The sequence below is a fragment of the Marinicella meishanensis genome (assembly GCF_019931145.1).
Taxonomy (GTDB): Bacteria; Pseudomonadota; Gammaproteobacteria; order Xanthomonadales; family Marinicellaceae; genus Marinicella; species Marinicella meishanensis.
The window spans coordinates 442187-461587 of record NZ_JAIOUV010000003.1 but is presented as its reverse complement, the minus strand read 5'-3'; the positions used below and the strand labels follow the sequence as shown (position 1 = coordinate 461587).

Sequence of the window (19401 nt, the reverse complement as noted above, 5' to 3'; positions counted from 1 at the left end):
AAAGGCCATCCAGCCAACCCTCGACAGCATAAGAGGATCCGCCCGCGTTGATTCGATACACAACCACATTTTCATGCAAAACTTGTGGCGTGCCATAGGTCAGATAGAATTGGTATATAATGAATCAGGTATTCAAAGAAGGATTGATCATGCTTCAATCCCACGTGGCGATTCAATTTTTTTGGTGGCTTGTTGCGATAACAATGAAACGAGCAAGCCATGTCAACTTTACGCATCAAGTATCAAACCATAGAATTCAGTCAACAGGACATCCACATCAAAACCCTGCGCGACCGCCAACAATTCTCCGATCCTGGTGGAATGGCTGCAGCATTGGGCATCTCCTCATCACAATGGCCTTTGTTTGGCGTGGTCTGGGATTCCAGCCAAATATTGGCCCATTTGATGGACACCATGGACACCACCGGACTCAGGATATTAGAAGTGGGTTGTGGCATTGCGCTTTCCAGTTTACTGCTGAATGCCAGAAGCGATGACATCACTGCAACGGATTACCACCCCAAAGCCGGTGAATTCTTGCTCAACAACGCGGCCCTGAATGATGACCAAGACATCCCCTTTTTATGCACCGGCTGGGACAATCAAAACACCGGTTTGGGCCAATTCGACCTGATCATTGGCAGTGACCTGCTCTATGAAACCCAACAAATTCAACTGCTGTCACAATTTATCAACCAGCACGCAAAACCCGTCTGTGAAGTCATCATTGTCGACCCCGGTCGTGGGTACCATGCCAAATTCAGCAAAGCCATGACCGCATTGGGTTTCACCCACACCCAAACCAACGCCCCCGATCACGACCAATTAACCCAACCTTTCAAAGGCAAAATCAATCGGTATTTTTCTGGATGATGCGGATAAAGATCATGATCCATTGACTCACCTCATGTGTTTAAACAGCCATTCTCAACATAATAACATCTACAGTTCTCAAGGCTTAGCTTGATGCAAGCTTTGGCATTTTGTAGTTTGCCACACAAATCGTTGAGACCTGAATGCCAAAGTTTTTGGGTTCGTAACGGTTGCAGATAAAGTAGAAGTGAACGGGTTGACAAAAAATCTGACCTTTCCATTCTCTGAAGCCAATTTAACACTGTTCAACACCAAGATACCACTAGGCAACGAATTGGGAAAACCGGGGATGTCAGCTTTCAACATAAACAAACCTTTCCGATCAAACTGCAAGCATGTTTTGAACGACAAGCCATCGTAAGAACCCAGATTACCTGGATCGTTGTACCAACTGCCACTCGATAACAGATACCAAGAGTAAATTTGGGTAATCAATAATAAGACAACAACTAAAAAGGTGATTTTCTTCCGTCTTGTATTAAGTATGTTGGTTAATTCCATGTTCAGGCATTTATTTAAATGATGCAATGATGATTTGATTTGGCAGCCTTATCTTTAGCTACTTTCAACATCACAGCATTGGCTGGGTTCTACACCCTCCTAATGATAAAATAAAATCAGTATTAATTAAACATACAGAACTTTCCATAGTCGATATCAGGTTTTGATGTTCCATATAATGCAAATCCAAGGACATGGACTTCACAGAAATATTCTTACACGCCAATCAAAGCTTTGTCACAGATAATTTGGCTGCCAATGTGAACGATCGTCTAATTGGATGGATGAACTCACCAGATTTAAATCAATCGGTTTCTCAGCCATTGGACGGTAGAACGAACCCATGTTTACCAGGTTGCGGTGTTGTGCAGTTTTGAGACTGCCAAAGTGGTCAACCACAAACTGTTCTCTGGCTGGCCTTTTTGGTGGGATCCTGTCCCTCAATTTCAATTTTTTTTATTTGACTCTTGAATTTTACATAATTGCTTATATAATTATTAATACTTCAGCCATGAACACTTTGATTACATGCCAAAGAAAATAGATTATTTTGATGAATTGGGGGAAGTGGCACTCGGCAGTCGCTTAAAACGATTGAGCGACAGAATGATGAGCGACGCTTTACGAGTCTACAAATACATGGATCAGGACATTCAACCCAAGTGGTTCACCTTCATGTCACTGATGCATGAACGAGAATCTGTTTCTGTCGTTGAAGCTTCTGAATTGCTGGGGCTGAGCCAGCCCTGTATCAGCCAATTCAGTAAAGAACTGATAAAAAATGACCTGGCCAGAAGTCGTCCAGATGAAAAGGATCTGAGAAAAAAAATGCTGTCCTTAACAGCAAAAGGCAGAAGTGAATTCAAAAGCATGGAGCCTATCCGCAGTGCTGTGAAAGAAGCCGCCATGTCTTTGTGTGAAGACAGTGGATTTGATTTTTACCAGGCCATCATCCAGTTTGAAAAGGCCTTATCAGAGAAATCTCTCTATCAAAGAACCATGGAGAAATATCATGCAAACAAATAACCTCGATATTCAAATCATACCGTTCCACCCCGAACTTGCTGAGTATTTTTACAACATCAATGCCGAGTGGGTCAATGACATGTTTGTGATGGAAGAAATTGATGAAATGATTCTTTCTCAGCCACAAAAACACATCATCGACCAAGGAGGTCAAATCTGGTTTGCCAGCCATCAGGACTTGGGTGTGATAGGAACCTGCGCGGTGAAGAACGCAGGAAATGGCTGGTATGAACTCACCAAGATGGGTGTGCTCGAAAAATCCCGTGGACTGAAAGCAGGACAAGCCCTGATCAAGCACGTGATCAATGAATGCAACAGGATGGATTGTGACACGCTGTTTTTACTCACCAATAAAAAATGCGAAGCCGCCATTCACCTCTATGAAAAGAACGGCTTTGTGCATGATCAAGGCATTAAGGACAAGTTCAGCCAACTTTATGAACGAAGTGATGTATTTATGAAATATGTGGGCGGACCACTGATCGATCCTTGATAACCTGCCTCCCATTCTGGACCGGTTAACCCAAGATCCGGACGCCATAAAGTTCTTTTGCTGTACTAAAAGAGCAACGAGTTAATTGGCAATATACCTTCTACTTTTGGAGCCACTACAAAAGTTACAATATCTCTTCGTGCACTTGGGAGATGACTGCGGCTTGAAACCCCACCATTTCGCCGACTGAAGTGGGCGCTCCATCAGAACGCGGGGTTGAATCACTCCAGGGACTTCAGAATGAGTTTATTAAACCTCCTCTCTTGGCCGCTACTGTATCCTGCACACGCGGCATACCTTCATTTTTAAGGTTCATTCATTAAGGCGAGTGGGGATTGAGGGGGGTGTGAAACACCGAAGCCACTGTCATGCCGACCGAACGCAGTGAGTGGAGGGATCTCGAGAGAGTTTTGAAATCCCTCGGCTTCGCTCGGGATGGCGTTAGTTTGAGCTAAAGCCCACTGTGACATCGACTGAAGCACCGACTTCAGTCGGTGGCATGGCCAGGCGGAGAGCCGCAGCCATCATCAATTCACCCAATGAGTGTTTACACATTCAGCCTGATCCTCTTGCATTATTGACCATCCAACGCCGACTGAAGTCGGCGCTCCAATAAAAAGCGGGGTTGAATCTTTCCCGTCATCTCACAATGTTTCTATTAATCCACCCCTCTCGCCTACAGGGAGGTAGGTGTGCCGAGCGAGCTTGGAGCGGTTTCGGCCGAGAGGGAATTGAGGGGTGTGTTTGAGATGGTTCAAACTGTCATCAACAAAAAGTCCAATTAATTTAATTCAACAATCACCTTCACCTCGACAAGCTCGGCGAGCTTAAATGCAAGGTGGCTGAGCTTGTCGAAGCCTTTTCGAGACAGCCTGAGAATCTTGATATTTGAACCAGGCCAAGTCCCAGGCTTGGCGGTTCTGACGATACTGCTGGACTCACCACACACAAAAAGCCGCAGGCGCGGCTGTTTTGTGTGGCGCGCCCAGCAGGAGTTGAACCTGCGACCTACCGCTTAGGAGGCGGTTGCTCTATCCACTGAGCTACGGGCGCGTGTTGAGTTTCAGCATGGAGCCCATTCTATTCTGCGGCGGTTTTTTCTGCAAACACAATGGCGATGCGGTCGGCTGCAGGGTTGGTGGTGAGACGGGTAATCTGGTGTAAATTCGGGTCATTGAATTCATGCACGATATACCAACGTCGTTGGTCGGTGCTGACGAACAAGGTGTTGTCACGACCGGCCCAGAAGCGGCCTTGGCTGTCCAGGGTGAAATCCTCCACGCCCATGGGCAAGGGCATCACATCGGTGGCGGTGGTGTCTTTGGCAGTGCGCCGATGAATGCGGTGTGGCGTGGTGTTCATATCCACATAATGAATCGTCTGGGCAGTGGCATCGGTGATGAAGGCACGGCCGACGTTGTCAGCCAGTTTGTTCGCCACCATATCGGGGCCCTGCCGATACAAATCGCCGCCATTGTGCTCGTTCAGCACAAAACTCCACAAGTGCCCACCTTGGGTCCAATTGAAATAACCCACTTGTTTCAAATCACTGTGGCGTTTGGACTGTTTACCGGGTTCGGCCTGGTTGTTGAGCAGCACCACGTATTGGTCTCCGGCTGCATCCACTTGCACCACGCTCAAGCCGGGGCCATGCAACAGGGGTGTGGGCGAATACTCACTTTCGGCCGTGACCAAATAAGGCTGGTTTTTTCCGCTGTTCAAGTCGTGTTGCCAGATGTCCATTTGGAAACCCGTGTCGGTCATCACCGCGTGGGTGTAAAAAATGAACTGTCCATCGGCTGAGAATTTGGGCTGGGAATCGTAGCCCGGTTGTTGGGTGATGTTTTGGCCGCCCTCTAGTTTGAGCAAGCCATCCGGCAAGGATTTGATGTCATACAACAAAATCTCATTACCTGGCAAGGCCGGCACCGCTGGGGTGGCCGGTTTATCCTCCGCCCCCAAGACATGGGTCCAAAGCCCCAACAAGACCAGCCAGAGTATTTTCATGATTTCACTCCCAGCCAAAAGGCCGCAAAACAAAACAAAGTGGTGGCCAATGTGTAGACCGCGGCTTTCAGCACCTGGCCATTTTGCATCATCACCACCGTTTCCATGGAAAACGTTGACCAGGTGGTCAAGGCCCCCAAAAAGCCCACGGTCACAAACAAACGAAAAGTCTCATTGACCGCGACTTGGGCCTGAATGTGCTGGTACGCCAGGCCCATGGCAAAACAGCCCACCACATTGACCGCCAAAGTGGCCCAAAACAAAGGTGCCTGGAACCAGTGTGTAACCAGTTGGTTCACCCCAAAGCGGATGCTGGCGCCCAAGGCACCACCCAATGCCACAGCCAACCAAGCGCCCATCAGGAACCGCCCCCTTGGGCTTGGGCCCGTTGTTGTCGAATGTGGTTGATTTTTTCTGCAATTTTGCGTTCCAAGCCCCGATCAACCGGCTGGTAATACGCGGGTTCACCCATCGTTTCTGGGAATCCAGTTTGGCTGTAGGCAATGCCACCTGCGGCATCGTGATCGTACTGATAGCCGGCGCCATAGCCCGATTCTTTCATCAAGCGGGTGGGCGCGTTGCGCAGGTGCATGGGCACCGGTAAGGTGCCGTATTGGCGCACATCGCTTTGGGCCTGCTTGAAGGCCATGTACACGGCATTGGATTTGGCACAACTGGCCAGGTAAGCCACCGCCTGGGCCAGGGCCAAGTCGCCTTCTGGCGTGCCCAATCGCTCGTAGGTTTGCCACGCATCCAAACACAATGAGATGGCCCGGGGATCGGCATTGCCAATGTCTTCACTGGCCATGCGCAAAATCCTGCGGGCCAAATAAAAGGGATCACAACCGCCATCGAGCATGCGGGCCAACCAATACAAGGCCGCATCCGGATGCGATGACCGCACGCATTTGTGCAGCGCCGAAATCTGGTCGTAAAATTCATCACCGGCCTTGTCAAAGCGCCGGGTTTGACCACTGGTGACCAACTCAATGTGGGCGTCGGTGACGGCCCCTTCGGTCACATAGTCTTGCAAGATTTCCAACAAACTGAGCAACTTGCGCCCATCGCCATCGGCCGCCCGCACCAAAGTCAGTTGTTGGGACTCGCTCATGCTCAATGGAATTGCGGCCGCGGCCAGGCTTTGTTGCAACAACTGCAGCAAGTCATCGTCAGACAAACTGTTCAGAATGTAGACCTTCAACCGCGACAACAAGGCGTTGTTCAAAGCAAATGAAGGATTTTCGGTGGTGGCCCCAATCAAAGTCACCAAGCCACTTTCCAGGTGGGGCAGGAAAGCATCTTGCTGGGATTTGTTGAAGCGGTGAATCTCATCCACGAACAACAACGTGCGTTGCGGCAAGGCCGCTTCTGCCTCAACGATGGCCGCCCGGATGTCTTTGACCCCGGACAACACCGCCGATAAATTGATCAAGCGGGCCTCCATGGCTTGACTGATGACGTGGGCCAAAGTGGTTTTACCGGTACCCGGTGGCCCCCAAAACACCATGGAATGGATGTGCTGCCGTTCCAACAAGCGCGCCAATGGCTTGCCTGGTCCCACCAGGTGTTGTTGTCCCACCACTTCAGACAAGGACTGGGGACGCAAACGGTCAGCCAAGGGCTGGTGTTGGATGCGGGGTTCAGTGTCGATCATTCATCCACGGCTTTGATCACATCCACCCCCTCAGGCGGCACAAACTGGAACAGGCCACCGGTCAAATCGGGGTTGCGTTTGATCTCGGTGAATTCAAACACCATGGTTTGATCAAAGTGGTTGTGAACTTTGATTTGCTTGACCACATCGTCGGCCAAAGCCAGCCACACGGTTTTCACATCTTCGCTGCGGTTTTTCGGGGTCAGGCTGATCCAATCATGTCCCGCCTCTTGGGTTTCATAGCGGATGTCGTAATGTTGCTGCGACTTTTCGTCGTTGATGATGACATAGATGGGGTTCAATTCATTGTCTTGTTGTTTGACCGTGACTTGTTCCAAATCTTCATCATAAACCCAGACGTTGTCACCGTCGGCCACAATCAATTGTTCGATGGGCTGCAGGTAGTGCCACCGAAATTGCGCCGGCGACTGCATCCAAACCATGCCGCTGTTGGGGTCAATTTGCTCCCCTTGGCTACCCAATTCGTATTGCACAAATTGGGCTGACAACCCCGTCAAATCAGCCCGCAGATCGGCCAACAACTGCTGTGGATCTGGCTGCTTCTGAGCCTCGGTGTTGGCCTCATTGGTTTGGGCCCAGGCCCAGGGGGCCGACAAAGACAACAACAGCAAAAACGTGGATATCTTCTTCATATTGTCATGATGGGTGGTTAAAAAGAACATTGTATACCTTGTGGCTGAATGGTGGCTAAATTAATTCATTCGACTGCAACTGGCGGCATCGGTTCGATCCAGTCATAAACAATTGACATTTTTTTACAAATATTTTATGGTGGTTTGAAAGGGTGAAGAATCAATTAAATGCAGTTTCAATTCGCATTCCTCACAACACAACAACAAAAACATAGGGCTCAATCATGATGTATCGTTTGGTCGTTTCGGCGTTCCTGGTGTGCACGGCACTGTTTTCTGTGGCCAATGCACAAAATCGTTTTTATCACGTTTATCTGGATACCGATGCCGACGCAGCCACCGGTTGTGTGGTGAATTTACCCGCTTTTGGTACCACCGTTGATGGCGTTGAAAACCGCTTGACCATCACCACCGATTCCAGTTTACCACCCGTCATCATCAGCACCCAGTTACACACCTGTAACGCTGGGGTATTGGATGGTGGTATGCCCATTCCAGGGGCCGCTTTGGGTTTGAACACCGGACTGGGCGGCGCCGATGTGTTTGAAGCTGGGGTCAACCAGAACAATTTGGACCTGACCGGCAGTCGCCGGGTGTTGTTTTATTTTCACACCGATTCTGACACCGCCGAAGACGTGGTGCTGACCAATGGCAGCGGCGGCCCGATCGCCCTGGGTTTTGCTTTGCCCATTCCCTCCTTGGGTTGGCTGGCACTGTTCGGCTTGGTGTTGTTGATGTGGTGGTTCACCCGACGCCATTGGTCCCGATCCATGGCCGTGGGGCTGGTGCTGGTCGGCGTGACCGGGGTGGCCTGGGCCGTGACCATCATGGTTGATGGCCTGACGGGGGATTGGAGCACAGTCAATCCAGCCAACACCGACCCGCAAAATGACACCACCGTGAACGGCAGTTTTGCTGACCTGACAGCGGTGTTTGTGACCAAAGACACCAATCAAATTTATGTGCGCATGGATGTGGTGGATTTGGAAAACAACGCCCCCACCATCACCACCCCTGCAGCAGTCAGTGTGCAAGAGAACCAAACCGCGGTGATTGATGTCAATGCCACCGACCCTGAAGGCGATGTGGAAGGGGCTGGTTTGACCTACAGCATCACCGGTGCGATTGATGATGCCTTGTTCACCATCGATGTGAACACCGGCGTGTTGAGCTTCATTTCTGCACCCGATTTTGAGAATCCCAGCGACGTGGACACTGACAACGTTTACAACGTCCAAGTCACCGTCACCGACTCTGGGGCCGCCACCGACGTGCAAGATTTGGCCGTCACCGTCACCAACGACGTGGTCGATGACACCGCGGTCGAGTTCCAGGCAGCCACCAGCAGCACCACGGACGAAGGCACCGCCTTGAATGTGGTGGTGGAACTGACCGCGACCGCACCCTTGACCGCTGCGGTGTCGGTGGATGTGGTGGATGCCGGCGGTGGGAGTGCCACCAGTGGCGCGGATTACACCGCCTTTGGCACACAGACTGTGACCTTCCCCTTGGGTGCGACCAATGGCGCCACCATGAATGTGGTGCTGAACCCTTTGAATGACACCAACGTCGAAAACAACGAAACGGTCAACCTGCAAATGCAGAACATCAGTGGGCCGGCTTTACTGGGTAACCAAGACACCCACACGGTGACCATCAACGAAGACGATGTGGCCACCGTGGAATTTGACTTGGCCGGCAGTGCCACCAGCAATGAGAGCACACCTTTGGATGTGGCGGTGCGCTTGAACATCCCCAGTGGCGGCCAATTGGATGTGGCCGTGAGTGCCGATGCCATTGATGCCGGCACTGGCACAGCAACCAGTGGGGTGGACTACACCGCCTTTGGCACCCAAACCGTGACCTTTGCGGTGGGCACCGGCAATGGCGCCATCCAAAACACCACCTTAACCCCATTGGATGACCCCAATTCAAAAGGCAATGAAACGGTGGATCTGTCCTTACAAAACCTGGTCGGCCCACCGGCGGCTGCATTGGGTGGGCAAACGGCTCACACCGTGTCCATCACCGACGATGAAGCGGCGGTTTCGTTCCAAACCACCAGCAGCGCCACCACCGATGAAGGCACCGCGCTGAATGTGGTGGTGGTGTTGAGCACCCCCATCGCCCTGACCGCTCCGGTGTCGGTTGATGTGGTGGATGCCGGTGGTGGTACCGCCACCAGTGGCAGCGATTACACCGCAGTGGGCACCCAAACCATCACGTTTCCACTGGGATCCACCAATGGCACCACACAAAATGCGGTGTTGACCCCGCTGAATGATCCCGATGTGGAAAACAATGAAACGGTCAACTTGGCCCTGCAAAACTTGGTGGGCACCGGTTCCATTGGCACCCAAAATGCCCACACCGTGACCATCACCGAAGATGACACCGCCACGGTGGCCTTCCAAGCCCCCAGCAGTGCCACGGCCAATGAAGCCACACCATTGACAGTCAATGTGTTGTTGTCCATCCCCAGCGGCGGCCAGTTGAATGTCGCTGTGTCCGTGGATGCGATCGATGCCGGTGGCGGAACGGCCACCAGCGGCGTGGATTACAACGCCTTTGGCACACAGGTGGCCAACTTCCCCATCGGTGCCACCAATGGCAGCACCCAAGCCACCACTTTGACACCGATTGATGACCCCACCTCTGAAGGCAATGAAACGGTTAACCTGGCCTTACAGAATTTGGTCGGCCCCACCTCGGCTGCTTTGGTCGCGCCCACCACCCATGTGGCGACCATCACCGATGACGAGGCATCGGTGGCTTTCCAAACCACCAGCAGTGCCACGGCCAATGAAGGCTCGGTCTTGAACCCGGCAGTGGTGTTGTCTACACCCATCCCCTTGACCGCGCCCTTGTCAGTGGATGTGGTCGATGCCGGCGGCGGTTCCGCCACCAGTGGCAGCGATTACACCGCCATAGGCACCCAAACCTTGACCTTCCCCATGGGCGCCACCAATGGCACCGTCCAAAATGCCTCTTTCATCCCCGTGGATGACGCCAATGTGGAAAACAACGAAACGGTGAACTTGCAATTGCAAAATTTGGTGGGCACGGGCTCCATCGGCACCCAAAGCACCCACACCATCACCATCACAGAAAATGATTCGGCCACGGCTGAATTCCAGCTGGCGGCCAGCGCCTCCGCCGATGAAAGCACGGCGCTGAACATCGCAGTCTTGTTGAACATCCCCAGCGGCGGCCAATTGGATGTACCGATCACCCTGGACGCCATCGATGCCGGCGGCGGTACGGCCACCTCAGGTGTGGATTACACCGCTTTTGGTACACAAGGGGTGACCTTCCCCATTGGTTCAGTCAACGGCAACACCCAAAACGTCACCTTGACCCCGCTTGATGACCCGGACACCGAAGGCGATGAAACGGTGAATTTACAAGTGCAGAATTTGGCCGGTCCGGTGTTGGCCAGCTTGGGCGGACAAACCACCCACACCGCCACCATCAGCGATGACGACAACACCGCACCCACCGCCAATGCCGACAATTATGAAACCATCGGCAACACCGGCTTACACGCCACCGCGGGTGCCGCCAGCACACCGATCCGTCACCCCAACAACGTGATCTTCAATGACACCGATCCAGAACTGGATCCATTGACAGTGATCGCGGCGGTGGGCGATGTGACCGCCCCATTCACCGGCACTTCCACCCTGGGTGGCGATGTGGTGATGCAAGCCAATGGTGATTTCACCTATTACCCACCAGCCGGTATGACCAGCATGGTGGACACCTTTGACTACACCATCAGTGATGGCAGCCTGACTTCGATGTCTACGGTGTCGATCACCATCACCAGCGACTTGGTTTATTATGTGGACAACACCGCTGCCCCAGGCGGCAGTGGACGGGATAACTCACGCTTCGACCAATTATCGGATGTGCCCACCGCCGCCAACACCACGGTTTATGTGTTGACTGGCGTGGGGAACACCACCGGTGATCTGACATTGGGCGCCAGCCAAATCTTGTTGGGTAATGGGGTGAATCTGGAATTCAATGTCAACAACACCTTACCGAATCCCGATGTGTTGTTCGCTGCGGGGCCACGCCCCACCCTCACCGGCACCACCACGTTAGGCACCAACAACACCGTGCGCGGACTGAACTACGGTGACACCGGGGCCAACACCGGCTTGTTGGGCAATGCTTTTGGCACCTTAACAGCCAACAATGTGTCCTTTACCGGCACCGGCAAAGCCATTGACTTGACCAACGGCACGGCTGCGGTGACGTTTGATGCGGTGGCCTCCACCAACAGTGCTTCTGAAGGCATTGATCTGGATGGCGTCACAGGTAACTTCACCGTCACGGGTTTGACCAACATCAACAACGCCACCGGCATTGGGGTCAACATCCAAAATTCCAACCTGACTTACACCTTTGGTGATGTCACGGTCAACAACCGCAATTCTTCGGGTGTGTTCATCAATGCCTTCACCGGCGGGGTGCAGACCGGCACCTTTGGTAACGTGACCATCAATAACCAAAACACGTCCGGCACCACCGCTTTTGGTATCGACAATGCGGTCACCGGGGGCAGCACCATCAACGTCACCAGTGTGGCCATCGACAACAATGGCGCCAACAGTTCAGCCATTGCCTTGTCCAACAACGACGGTGCCACCATCAACATCGCCGGTGGCAGTGTGCAAGGTGCGGCCGGTGCCGCGGTGAGCATTTCCAACAGCACCGGGTCTGCCACATATGCTGGCAGCATCAACAACACCGCCGGCCGCTCGGTCCAGGTGTTGTCCAATGGCGGAGGTGGCACCACCACCTTGTCTGGCAACATCACCGATTCGGGCACCGGTATTTTTGTCAACAACAACACCGGCGCCACCGTGACCTTCTCAGGCACTTTGGATTTGGACACCACCGTCAACACCGCATTCACTGCGACGGGCGGCGGTACGGTCAACGCCACCGGCAGTGGCAGCACCATTGACACCACCACAGCGGTTGCGATTGATGTACAAAACACCAACATTGGGGCTGGCAATTTGACATTCCAGCGCGTCAATGCCGGGACCGCTGCCGGCACCGCTGGGGTGGGCATTAACCTGATCAACACCGGCGCAGCCGGTGGCCTGGTGGTCACGGGTGTGGGATCGACCGCAGGCTCGGGGGGGTTGATTCGAACCAAAACCGGCGCCGATGTTTCGACCACTGCCGGCATCGGCATCCACTTGAACAACACCCAAAACGTGACTTTGCGCAACATGCAATTGAACGACTTTAGCAACTTCGCCATCCGGGGTTTTGATGTCACCAATTTCAGTTTGATTGATTCGGTGATCAATGGCATTAACGGCACTTCCATCGCACAAGATGAAGGCGCCATTCGCTTCACCAACCTGTTGGGTACTTCATTGTTCTCTGGCATCAATGTATCCGGTGGCATTGAAGATCAAATCAGAATCAATAACAACACCGGTTCTGCCACCATCACCTTCAATGACAGCCCCAGCGATCCTGCTGAGATCGGGTTTGATGCCGGCGGTGGTACAGGCAATGACGGCATCCTGGTCGAGTCTCAAAATGCCGCAGTGATCAATTTAACCATTGATGGGGTTACCTTCCTGGGTGCCCGGGGTGACATGATTCAGACCAACGTACTGGGCACCTCTGATTTCACCGCCTTGTTGCAAAACAACACCTTCAACAACACCCACCCCAACATCGCACCCGGCGGTGGTGGCATCACCTTATCTGGCGGCGGTGGCGGGGCCAACATCACCCAAGGTTATGATGTGTTGGCATCAAACTTCACTGGCGCCGATGGCAACGCCACGACGGTCAATTACGTGAATGGCGCTGGCACCGTCAGTGGTGCGGTCAGCAACAACACCATCGGTACCTCCGGTGTGGTTGGGTCTGGTTCAGTCAATGGCAACGGCATCTCAATCGGCGCCTCAGCCAATGTGCAACACAACACCACGTTGAACCTGAATGTGGTTCGGCGGGTGGGCGGATTTGCCGGCATCGAAACCATCGCCAACACCAATGTGAATTTCAATGCCACCATCACCAACAACACGGTCAATGAACTGGAGAATTTCACCTTCTCTGCTCTATACAACTTACTTGGAGGGGCCGGCACCGAAACCGGCACCGCTTGTCTGGATATCAGGAACAACACCCTGGATGCCAGCACCGCACCGTTTGGCGGCAATGCGGTATACAAAGACCAACCCAGTGCCGCAGCCAATTTCAACCTCCCTGGCTATGCCGGCTCACCCAATGGTGAATTCGCCATTGCCTGCCCGGTCGGTACGGCCAGTGCCAACACCAACACCCACCATGCAGGCAATGGCAACACCATGACCAACGGCCCTTTCACGACCATTGGTGGCGGGGTGGACGCAACATTGGTCTGTGGCAAAACCGGGGTGGGCACCAGTTGTCCGCAATGAACACAAAAATGATGTAATCGAGAGATTAACTTTGTTGTATAATAATGTAAACAACTACAAACTGAGGGGGATATCACATGTCTGAACCGTTCTTGGCCGAAATCAGGATGATGGGCTTTAATTTTGCACCCAGGGGATGGGCGTTCTGTGATGGGCAGATTTTACCCATCAACCAAAACCAATCTTTGTACTCCTTATTGGGCACCACCTACGGTGGCGATGGGCGCACTTCGTTTGCCCTGCCTGACTTGCGTGGCCGGGCGCCGATTCATGTCGGCAGCGATGGCGGCAGCACCTTTACTGAAGGGCAAAAAAGTGGTGAAGAAAATCACACCCTGGCAGCCAATGAAATGCCACAACACGGCCACACCGTCAACACCTCGGCCAATGATGGCAACGCCCCCATTCCGGTGGACAACACCTTGGGCGGCTTCAACAACGGCTACAACGGCGGCAGCAATCCAGTCAGCCTGTCTAATGAAGTGACCAATGCCGGCGGTGGACAAGCCCACAACAACATGCAGCCGACCCTGGCCGTGAATTTTTGCATCGCCTTACAAGGCCTGTTCCCACCCAGAAACTAGGAGATCATCATGTCAGAACCATTCGTAGGCGAAATCAGAATGTTCGCCGGCAATTTTGCCCCACAAGGTTGGGCCTTCTGTGATGGTCAGCTGTTGGCTGTGTCACAAAATGACGCCCTGTTTTCTTTGTTGGGAACCATTTACGGCGGCGACGGCCGCACCACCTTCGGCTTACCGGACATGCGTGGACGCATCCCCAACCATGCCGGCTCAGGTCCCGGCTTATCACCCCGTCCTTTGGGCGCCAAGCTGGGCTCTGAACGAGAGACCTTAACAGTGAATCAATTGCCGTCCCACAGCCATGCCATGTCGGCTTCCACCGATGCCGGCACGCAAAGCAGCAGCAACGGACAGTATTTGGCTTCATCGCCCAACGTCCGGGTGTTCCGACCCAGTGGCGCCAACAGCAACTTGCTCAGCACTTCGGTGACCAATACCGGTGGCAGCCAATCACACAACAACATGATGCCTTATCTGTGTGTGAATTTCATCATTGCCCTGGTGGGCATTTACCCAAGTCGAAACTGAGGAGGACACCATGTCAGAACCATTCATTGCAGAAATCAGAATCTTCGCGGGTAATTTTGCCCCCAGAAGTTGGGCCTTTTGTAACGGGCAACTGTTGCCCATTGCCCAGAACACCGCCTTGTTTTCACTGATCGGCACCACCTACGGGGGCGACGGGCGCACCACCACCGCCCTGCCCAACATGCAAGGGCGGGCACCGATGCACCCAGGGCGAGGACCTGGGCTCACCGATCGGCGCTTGGGACAAAAAGGCGGTGCTGAAACGGTGACTTTGTCTGAAGCCCAAATGCCCAATCACAACCACAATTTGGCTGCATCCACTTCGCCAGGCACCACATTCAGCCCAACAGACACTTCCGTGGTGTCACGCAGTGTCGGCGGCAACGCCTTTGACAGCAACGACAATTTGAACAGCGCGTTGAACGCCAACACCTTGCAAAACAACGGTGGCGGTCAAGCTCACAACAACATGCAACCCTATCTGGCGATCAATTACATCATCGCTTTACAGGGTCTTTATCCATCCAGGGGGTGATCATGAACAGAAGACATTTTGCCAAATCGGTGATGGGCGGACTGGGCTTGTCAGTACTGGCCGGTACAGCGGCTCAAGCCACCGCTGCAAACCATACCAAGCAAGCTTTTGAAGCCGGCCATGAAATGCGCTCGGCCGAAGGTTTGAACATGACCTTACACAGCCATGAGTTGCCCACCCGCGGGCGGGATCGACAACAGTTCATCTTGACCTTTGAGGTGCACAACAACACCCAGCCGTTGGCCGAGAAAATCTATCAGTTGACCGACCACCGGGGACAAAAACACCTGTTGTATATGACACCGGTGGACCAACAACGCTTGCAGGCGGTGTTCAACTGGCGCACCCATGCCTGAACCCATGCCAGAACAGGCACGGCCAGCTTGGGTGGCCTTTCAAGACCCACCCAAGCACTTGCCTGCGAACCTTTCATTCCAAGCCATGACTGCTGCAGACATGGCTTTTTTGTGTGAGTTGTACCGCACCACACGGTGGCAAGAAGTGCAACAAGCGCCCTGGACCGACGAGCAAAGAACGGCTTTTTTGGCCCAACAATTCAACGCCCAACACGAACATTATCTGACGCATTATCCCCATGCCCAAAAACTGTTGATCAAGCAAGCAGAAACGCCCATAGGACGGATCTATGTGGACCGGGATGAACAGTCAATTTGCCTGATTGATGTGGCCTTACTGCCACCCCACCAACAACAAGGCATCGGCACCGCGTTGCTGCGAGAATTGCTCACTGAAGCACAGCAGCAACACAAGAAGGTGGTGATTCATGTGGAAAATTTTAACCCCGCCTACCAATGGTATCTGCGGCATGGCTTTGAGCAGGTGGAAGACAAAGGCGTCTATCAATACATGGAGTGGCACCCCACGGTGGTTGTTCAGGAGAACACCGCCTCGTAATGCACCTGGTTGTCATCACCAAAGATGGGCACCAAAAACAAGTCAAAGTCACCCAGCTGTTTGTGGCGCACCGGATACACCCCTTGTTCATAGACCACCGGTTCGGGATGACTGAACACCACGGAGAATTGTTTCTCACCTAGGGCATTGGGGGTGCCATTGGACACGGTGATTTCCTGGATGCGACATGAGCCGTTGGCCATGGCATTGAACTGAATAACGAATTCGTCCTGTTGGTGTTGTTCAAACTGCTGTCTGCTGGGAATGTTCATGGCTCAATCTGTCATCTAGGGACATGTGATTATACAAGAAACCACAAGCCAATAGCAGACAGCTGCGGCGGTTTTTCAGAAAGGATTCAGGGTGTAGCCTTGTTGCTGCAACAAGGCATGGGCCGTCATGGCCGACAAAGACAGCTCAACCCCAGGCAATAAATCCTCGGCACCCACCCCATAATAAGCGGCGCTTTGGCCGCACACATAAAACTTCACCCCATGCTGCTGCAAAATTTCAATCAACGGGGCATTGGGGTTGGTGTTGGGTGTGGTCGCTTGGGCGACGTCTTTGACCGCTCCGCCGTGAATCACCACAGCCAATTGAATGCGTTCCACGGGTACGCCTGCAGCGGTGTGCATGTTGATGAAACGGGCCGTGCTGTCGATTTGGCGATTCACCGCCGCTTCGGCGCCTGGTTTGGCGACGTCAAAACTGATTTTGAAGTGGGCATCGGCTGGCAATGTCTGCGCCCCAGGCACGTCAGCAATCAGGCCATAACCGGGGATGGTCGGTCCGGGCTTGAACCGTTCCATTTGCGCGGTAACATTACCGCCGGTGAACAGGCCCAGGATGACAAATACTGTGTGGTGAAAGCGCATCATGATGCCGTGATTCATTCAACCGATGGCGGTGGCGGCGCCAACACCTCTCGGGCACCGTTGTGCGCCGGGGCTGAAACCACGCCATTTTCTTCCAGCTGCTCAACGATGGTGGCGGCGCGGTTGTAACCGACCCGCAAGCGACGTTGGACGTATGAAATCGAGGCTTTGCGGCTTTCGGTCACCACAAACACGGCTTTGTCATAGAGCTCATCCACGTCCGACTCGGCTTTTTCGGGCAAGCCGGTCTCATTCAACATCTGGCCATCATCGGTCAACTGCACATTGTCCAAAATGCCTTCCTGATAATCGGCATCATAATGGGTGGTCAGGTAATTGACCACCGAATGCACTTCATGGTCATCGACGAAGGCACCGTGCACCCGGTCTGGCTGGGCTTTGCCCGGCGGTAAATACAACATGTCACCGTGGCCCAACAACATTTCTGCCCCACCCTGATCCAAGATGGTGCGTGAATCGATGCGGGAAGACACTTGGAACGCCATGCGGGTCGGAATGTTGGCTTTGATCAAGCCAGTGATCACATCCACCGAAGGCCGTTGGGTGGCCAACACCAAATGCACCCCGGCAGCCCGGGCTTTTTGGGCCAAACGGGCAATCAACTCCTCCACTTTTTTGCCCACGATCATCATCATGTCGGCAAATTCATCAATGATCACCACGATGAACGGCAGTGGCTTCAAAGCTTCATGCACTGCGCCAATTGGGGCACTGGCTTCATCGAAAAATGGATCCATGATCGGTTCACCGGCATCCATGGCCTTTTGAATTTTCTTGTTGAAACCGGCCAAGTTGCGCACCCCCATGGCCGCCATCAATTTATAGCGGCGTTCCATTTCGGCCACACACCAACGCAAAGCATTGGCCGCCTCTTTCATGTCGGTGACCACCGGTGCCAACAAATGCGGTATGCCCTCGTAAATCGACAACTCCAACATCTTCGGATCAACCATGATCATGCGCACTTGTTCGGGGCTGGCTTTGTATAACAATGAAATGATCATCGAATTGACCGCCACCGATTTACCCGACCCAGTGGTACCGGCCACCAACAAGTGGGGCATTTTGGCGATGTCGGCAATCACCGGATTGCCGCCGATGCTTTTACCCATGGCCAAAGTCAATGGCGAGCGGGACTTGTCAAAACTGACCGAGCGTAAAATTTCGCTCAAATACACGATTTCACGGCTGGCATTGGGAATTTCGATGCCAATATAGGGCTTGCCTGGAATCACGTCCACAATCCGCACACTGGTGATCGACAGGCCACGCGCCAGGTCTTTGGCCAAACCCATGATTTTGCTGGCCTTGATACCGGCCGAAGGATTCACTTCAAAGCGGGTGATCACCGGTCCCGGATAGACCCCCACCACCTCGGCTTTGACTTTGTAGTCAGCCAACTTCAATTCGAGTTGGCGAGACAGCACCTCCAACTCTTCATTGGAATAACCGAATTCCTGACTGGATGGGGTGTCCAACAAAGACAAAGGCGGCAATTTACCGGCCGGCAAGGCATGGAACAGGTTCATCTGTTTTTCCTTGCTGGAACGCTTGCTCTCCACCACTTCGTGGTCGAACTGTTCGATCACAATGGGCTCACGTTTTTGCTGGTGTTCGGCGTCAATCTTGCGCACCACCTCGCGCTCGGTGCGGGCTTTTTTACCGGCGTGCCAATCCTTGAAGTGATCCCACTTCATGACCAGCCAATGCACAAACTTCACCGTCAACTGTCCCACTTTATCGGCCAGTCCAATCCACGACAAACCTGTGAACAAAGTGATGCCCGCCAAAAAGGTGGCCACCAATATCAAGGTGGCTCCCACTTCGCCAAAACCAGCATACACCGAACTGCCGACCACATCACCGACGATGCCACCGCCGGAAAATGGCATGGCCCCAGTGTCGGCGTGTAAATGCGACAAGCCACAACCGGTGAGCAAGGTGGCCACAAAACCAAGGAATTTGATGGCGGTGTCCAACCAGTTGTCTTCCTGGTCAGACGGGTCTTGGTACAAGCGCCAGGCAATGTACAACAAGCCCATGGGGATGAAATAGGCAAAATAGCCCATGAAATGCAGCAAAAAGTCAGCAATGTAAGCGCCGGTCAGGCCGCCCAAGTTGTTGATTTTATTGACGTCAGAGGTGGCAAATGAACCCGGGTCTTGTGGGTGGTACGTGGCCAGAGAGAGCAGGAAATAAATGGCCACTGGCACGATGATGAACACCATGGACTCCCTGACCCGGTTTTTGACTTGTTTTGAAACGCGATTCAAAATGATTTCAGATGACT

At 53.1% G+C, this 19401-nt stretch carries 17 protein-coding genes and 1 tRNA gene; 9 read left to right on the top strand and 9 right to left on the bottom strand.

Annotated elements, in window-relative coordinates:
* Positions 1-219: 219 nt before the first annotated feature.
* Positions 220-873 carry a class I SAM-dependent methyltransferase gene (locus K7G70_RS06925; protein ID WP_223787882.1) on the top strand — a complete coding sequence of 218 codons (654 nt, stop codon included), beginning with the start codon at positions 220-222 and terminating at the stop codon, positions 871-873.
* A gap of 78 nt (positions 874-951) precedes the next feature.
* Here the strand turns inward: K7G70_RS06925 and K7G70_RS06920 are convergent, their stop codons facing one another.
* A complete protein-coding gene (locus K7G70_RS06920; protein WP_223787881.1) occupies positions 952-1374 on the bottom strand; it encodes a hypothetical protein in 423 nt (140 codons plus the stop codon).
* A 528-nt stretch (positions 1375-1902) separates the two neighbouring features.
* Here K7G70_RS06920 and K7G70_RS06915 point away from each other — a divergent pair.
* On the top strand, positions 1903-2400 hold the full coding sequence (locus tag K7G70_RS06915) for a MarR family winged helix-turn-helix transcriptional regulator (RefSeq protein ID WP_223787880.1): 498 nt from the start codon (positions 1903-1905) through the stop codon (positions 2398-2400).
* On the top strand, positions 2387-2893 hold the full coding sequence (locus K7G70_RS06910; RefSeq protein ID WP_223787879.1) for a GNAT family N-acetyltransferase: 507 nt from the start codon (positions 2387-2389) through the stop codon (positions 2891-2893). Before K7G70_RS06915 ends, K7G70_RS06910 begins: the two co-directional genes overlap by 14 nt.
* Positions 2894-3870: 977 nt before the next feature.
* Here the strand turns inward: K7G70_RS06910 and K7G70_RS06905 are convergent.
* The 5 genes from K7G70_RS06905 to lolA all read right to left on the bottom strand — a co-directional run bounded on the left by K7G70_RS06905 (position 3871) and on the right by lolA (position 7207).
* Positions 3871-3946, bottom strand: a tRNA-Arg gene (locus K7G70_RS06905).
* 27 nt (positions 3947-3973) lie between these two features.
* A complete protein-coding gene (locus K7G70_RS06900) occupies positions 3974-4900 on the bottom strand; it encodes a TolB family protein (protein WP_223787878.1) in 927 nt (308 codons plus the stop codon).
* Positions 4897-5259, bottom strand: a complete 363-nt coding sequence (gene crcB, locus K7G70_RS06895) for a fluoride efflux transporter CrcB (RefSeq protein ID WP_223787877.1) — start codon at positions 5257-5259, stop codon at positions 4897-4899. The genes K7G70_RS06900 and crcB overlap by 4 nt, the downstream gene beginning before the upstream one ends.
* A complete protein-coding gene (locus K7G70_RS06890; protein ID WP_223787876.1) occupies positions 5259-6554 on the bottom strand; it encodes a replication-associated recombination protein A in 1296 nt (431 codons plus the stop codon). Before K7G70_RS06890 ends, crcB begins: the two co-directional genes overlap by 1 nt.
* A complete protein-coding gene (lolA, locus tag K7G70_RS06885; protein ID WP_223787875.1) occupies positions 6551-7207 on the bottom strand; it encodes an outer membrane lipoprotein periplasmic chaperone LolA in 657 nt (218 codons plus the stop codon). The genes K7G70_RS06890 and lolA overlap by 4 nt, the downstream gene beginning before the upstream one ends.
* Positions 7208-7431: 224 nt before the next feature.
* Here lolA and K7G70_RS06880 point away from each other — a divergent pair, with 224 nt between their 5' ends.
* The 6 genes from K7G70_RS06880 (at position 7432) to K7G70_RS06855 (ending at position 16215) form a co-directional block, all read left to right on the top strand.
* Positions 7432-13653 (top strand): beta strand repeat-containing protein, encoded by a 6222-nt coding sequence (locus K7G70_RS06880; RefSeq protein ID WP_223787874.1) that lies wholly within the window; start codon positions 7432-7434, stop codon positions 13651-13653.
* A gap of 77 nt (positions 13654-13730) precedes the next feature.
* The gene (locus K7G70_RS06875; protein WP_223787873.1) at positions 13731-14237 is read left to right on the top strand and encodes a phage tail protein; all 507 of its coding nucleotides are present in this window, start codon (positions 13731-13733) and stop codon (positions 14235-14237) included.
* 9 nt (positions 14238-14246) lie between these two features.
* Positions 14247-14765: a phage tail protein gene (locus K7G70_RS06870; RefSeq protein WP_223787872.1), complete on the top strand. Its 519-nt coding sequence runs from the start codon at positions 14247-14249 to the stop codon at positions 14763-14765.
* A 10-nt stretch (positions 14766-14775) separates the two neighbouring features.
* Positions 14776-15300 (top strand): phage tail protein, encoded by a 525-nt coding sequence (locus K7G70_RS06865; protein WP_223787871.1) that lies wholly within the window; start codon positions 14776-14778, stop codon positions 15298-15300.
* A gap of 2 nt (positions 15301-15302) precedes the next feature.
* Entirely contained in the window at positions 15303-15656 is a 354-nt protein-coding gene (locus K7G70_RS06860) for a DUF6916 family protein (protein ID WP_223787870.1), read from the top strand.
* A complete protein-coding gene (locus tag K7G70_RS06855; RefSeq protein WP_223787869.1) occupies positions 15649-16215 on the top strand; it encodes a GNAT family N-acetyltransferase in 567 nt (188 codons plus the stop codon). The genes K7G70_RS06860 and K7G70_RS06855 overlap by 8 nt, the downstream gene beginning before the upstream one ends.
* Here K7G70_RS06855 and K7G70_RS06850 read toward each other — a convergent pair.
* The 3 genes from K7G70_RS06850 to K7G70_RS06840 form a co-directional block, all read right to left on the bottom strand.
* On the bottom strand, positions 16194-16487 hold the full coding sequence (locus K7G70_RS06850; RefSeq protein ID WP_223787868.1) for a DUF6916 family protein: 294 nt from the start codon (positions 16485-16487) through the stop codon (positions 16194-16196). The two genes, K7G70_RS06855 and K7G70_RS06850, sit on opposite strands and share 22 nt — an antisense overlap.
* A gap of 75 nt (positions 16488-16562) precedes the next feature.
* Positions 16563-17108 carry a DsrE family protein gene (locus K7G70_RS06845; RefSeq protein ID WP_223787867.1) on the bottom strand — a complete coding sequence of 182 codons (546 nt, stop codon included), beginning with the start codon at positions 17106-17108 and terminating at the stop codon, positions 16563-16565.
* Positions 17105-19384, bottom strand: coding sequence for a DNA translocase FtsK (locus tag K7G70_RS06840; protein ID WP_348525071.1), 2280 nt, complete (start codon positions 19382-19384; stop codon positions 17105-17107). The genes K7G70_RS06845 and K7G70_RS06840 overlap by 4 nt, the downstream gene beginning before the upstream one ends.
* Positions 19385-19401 lie beyond the last annotated feature (17 nt).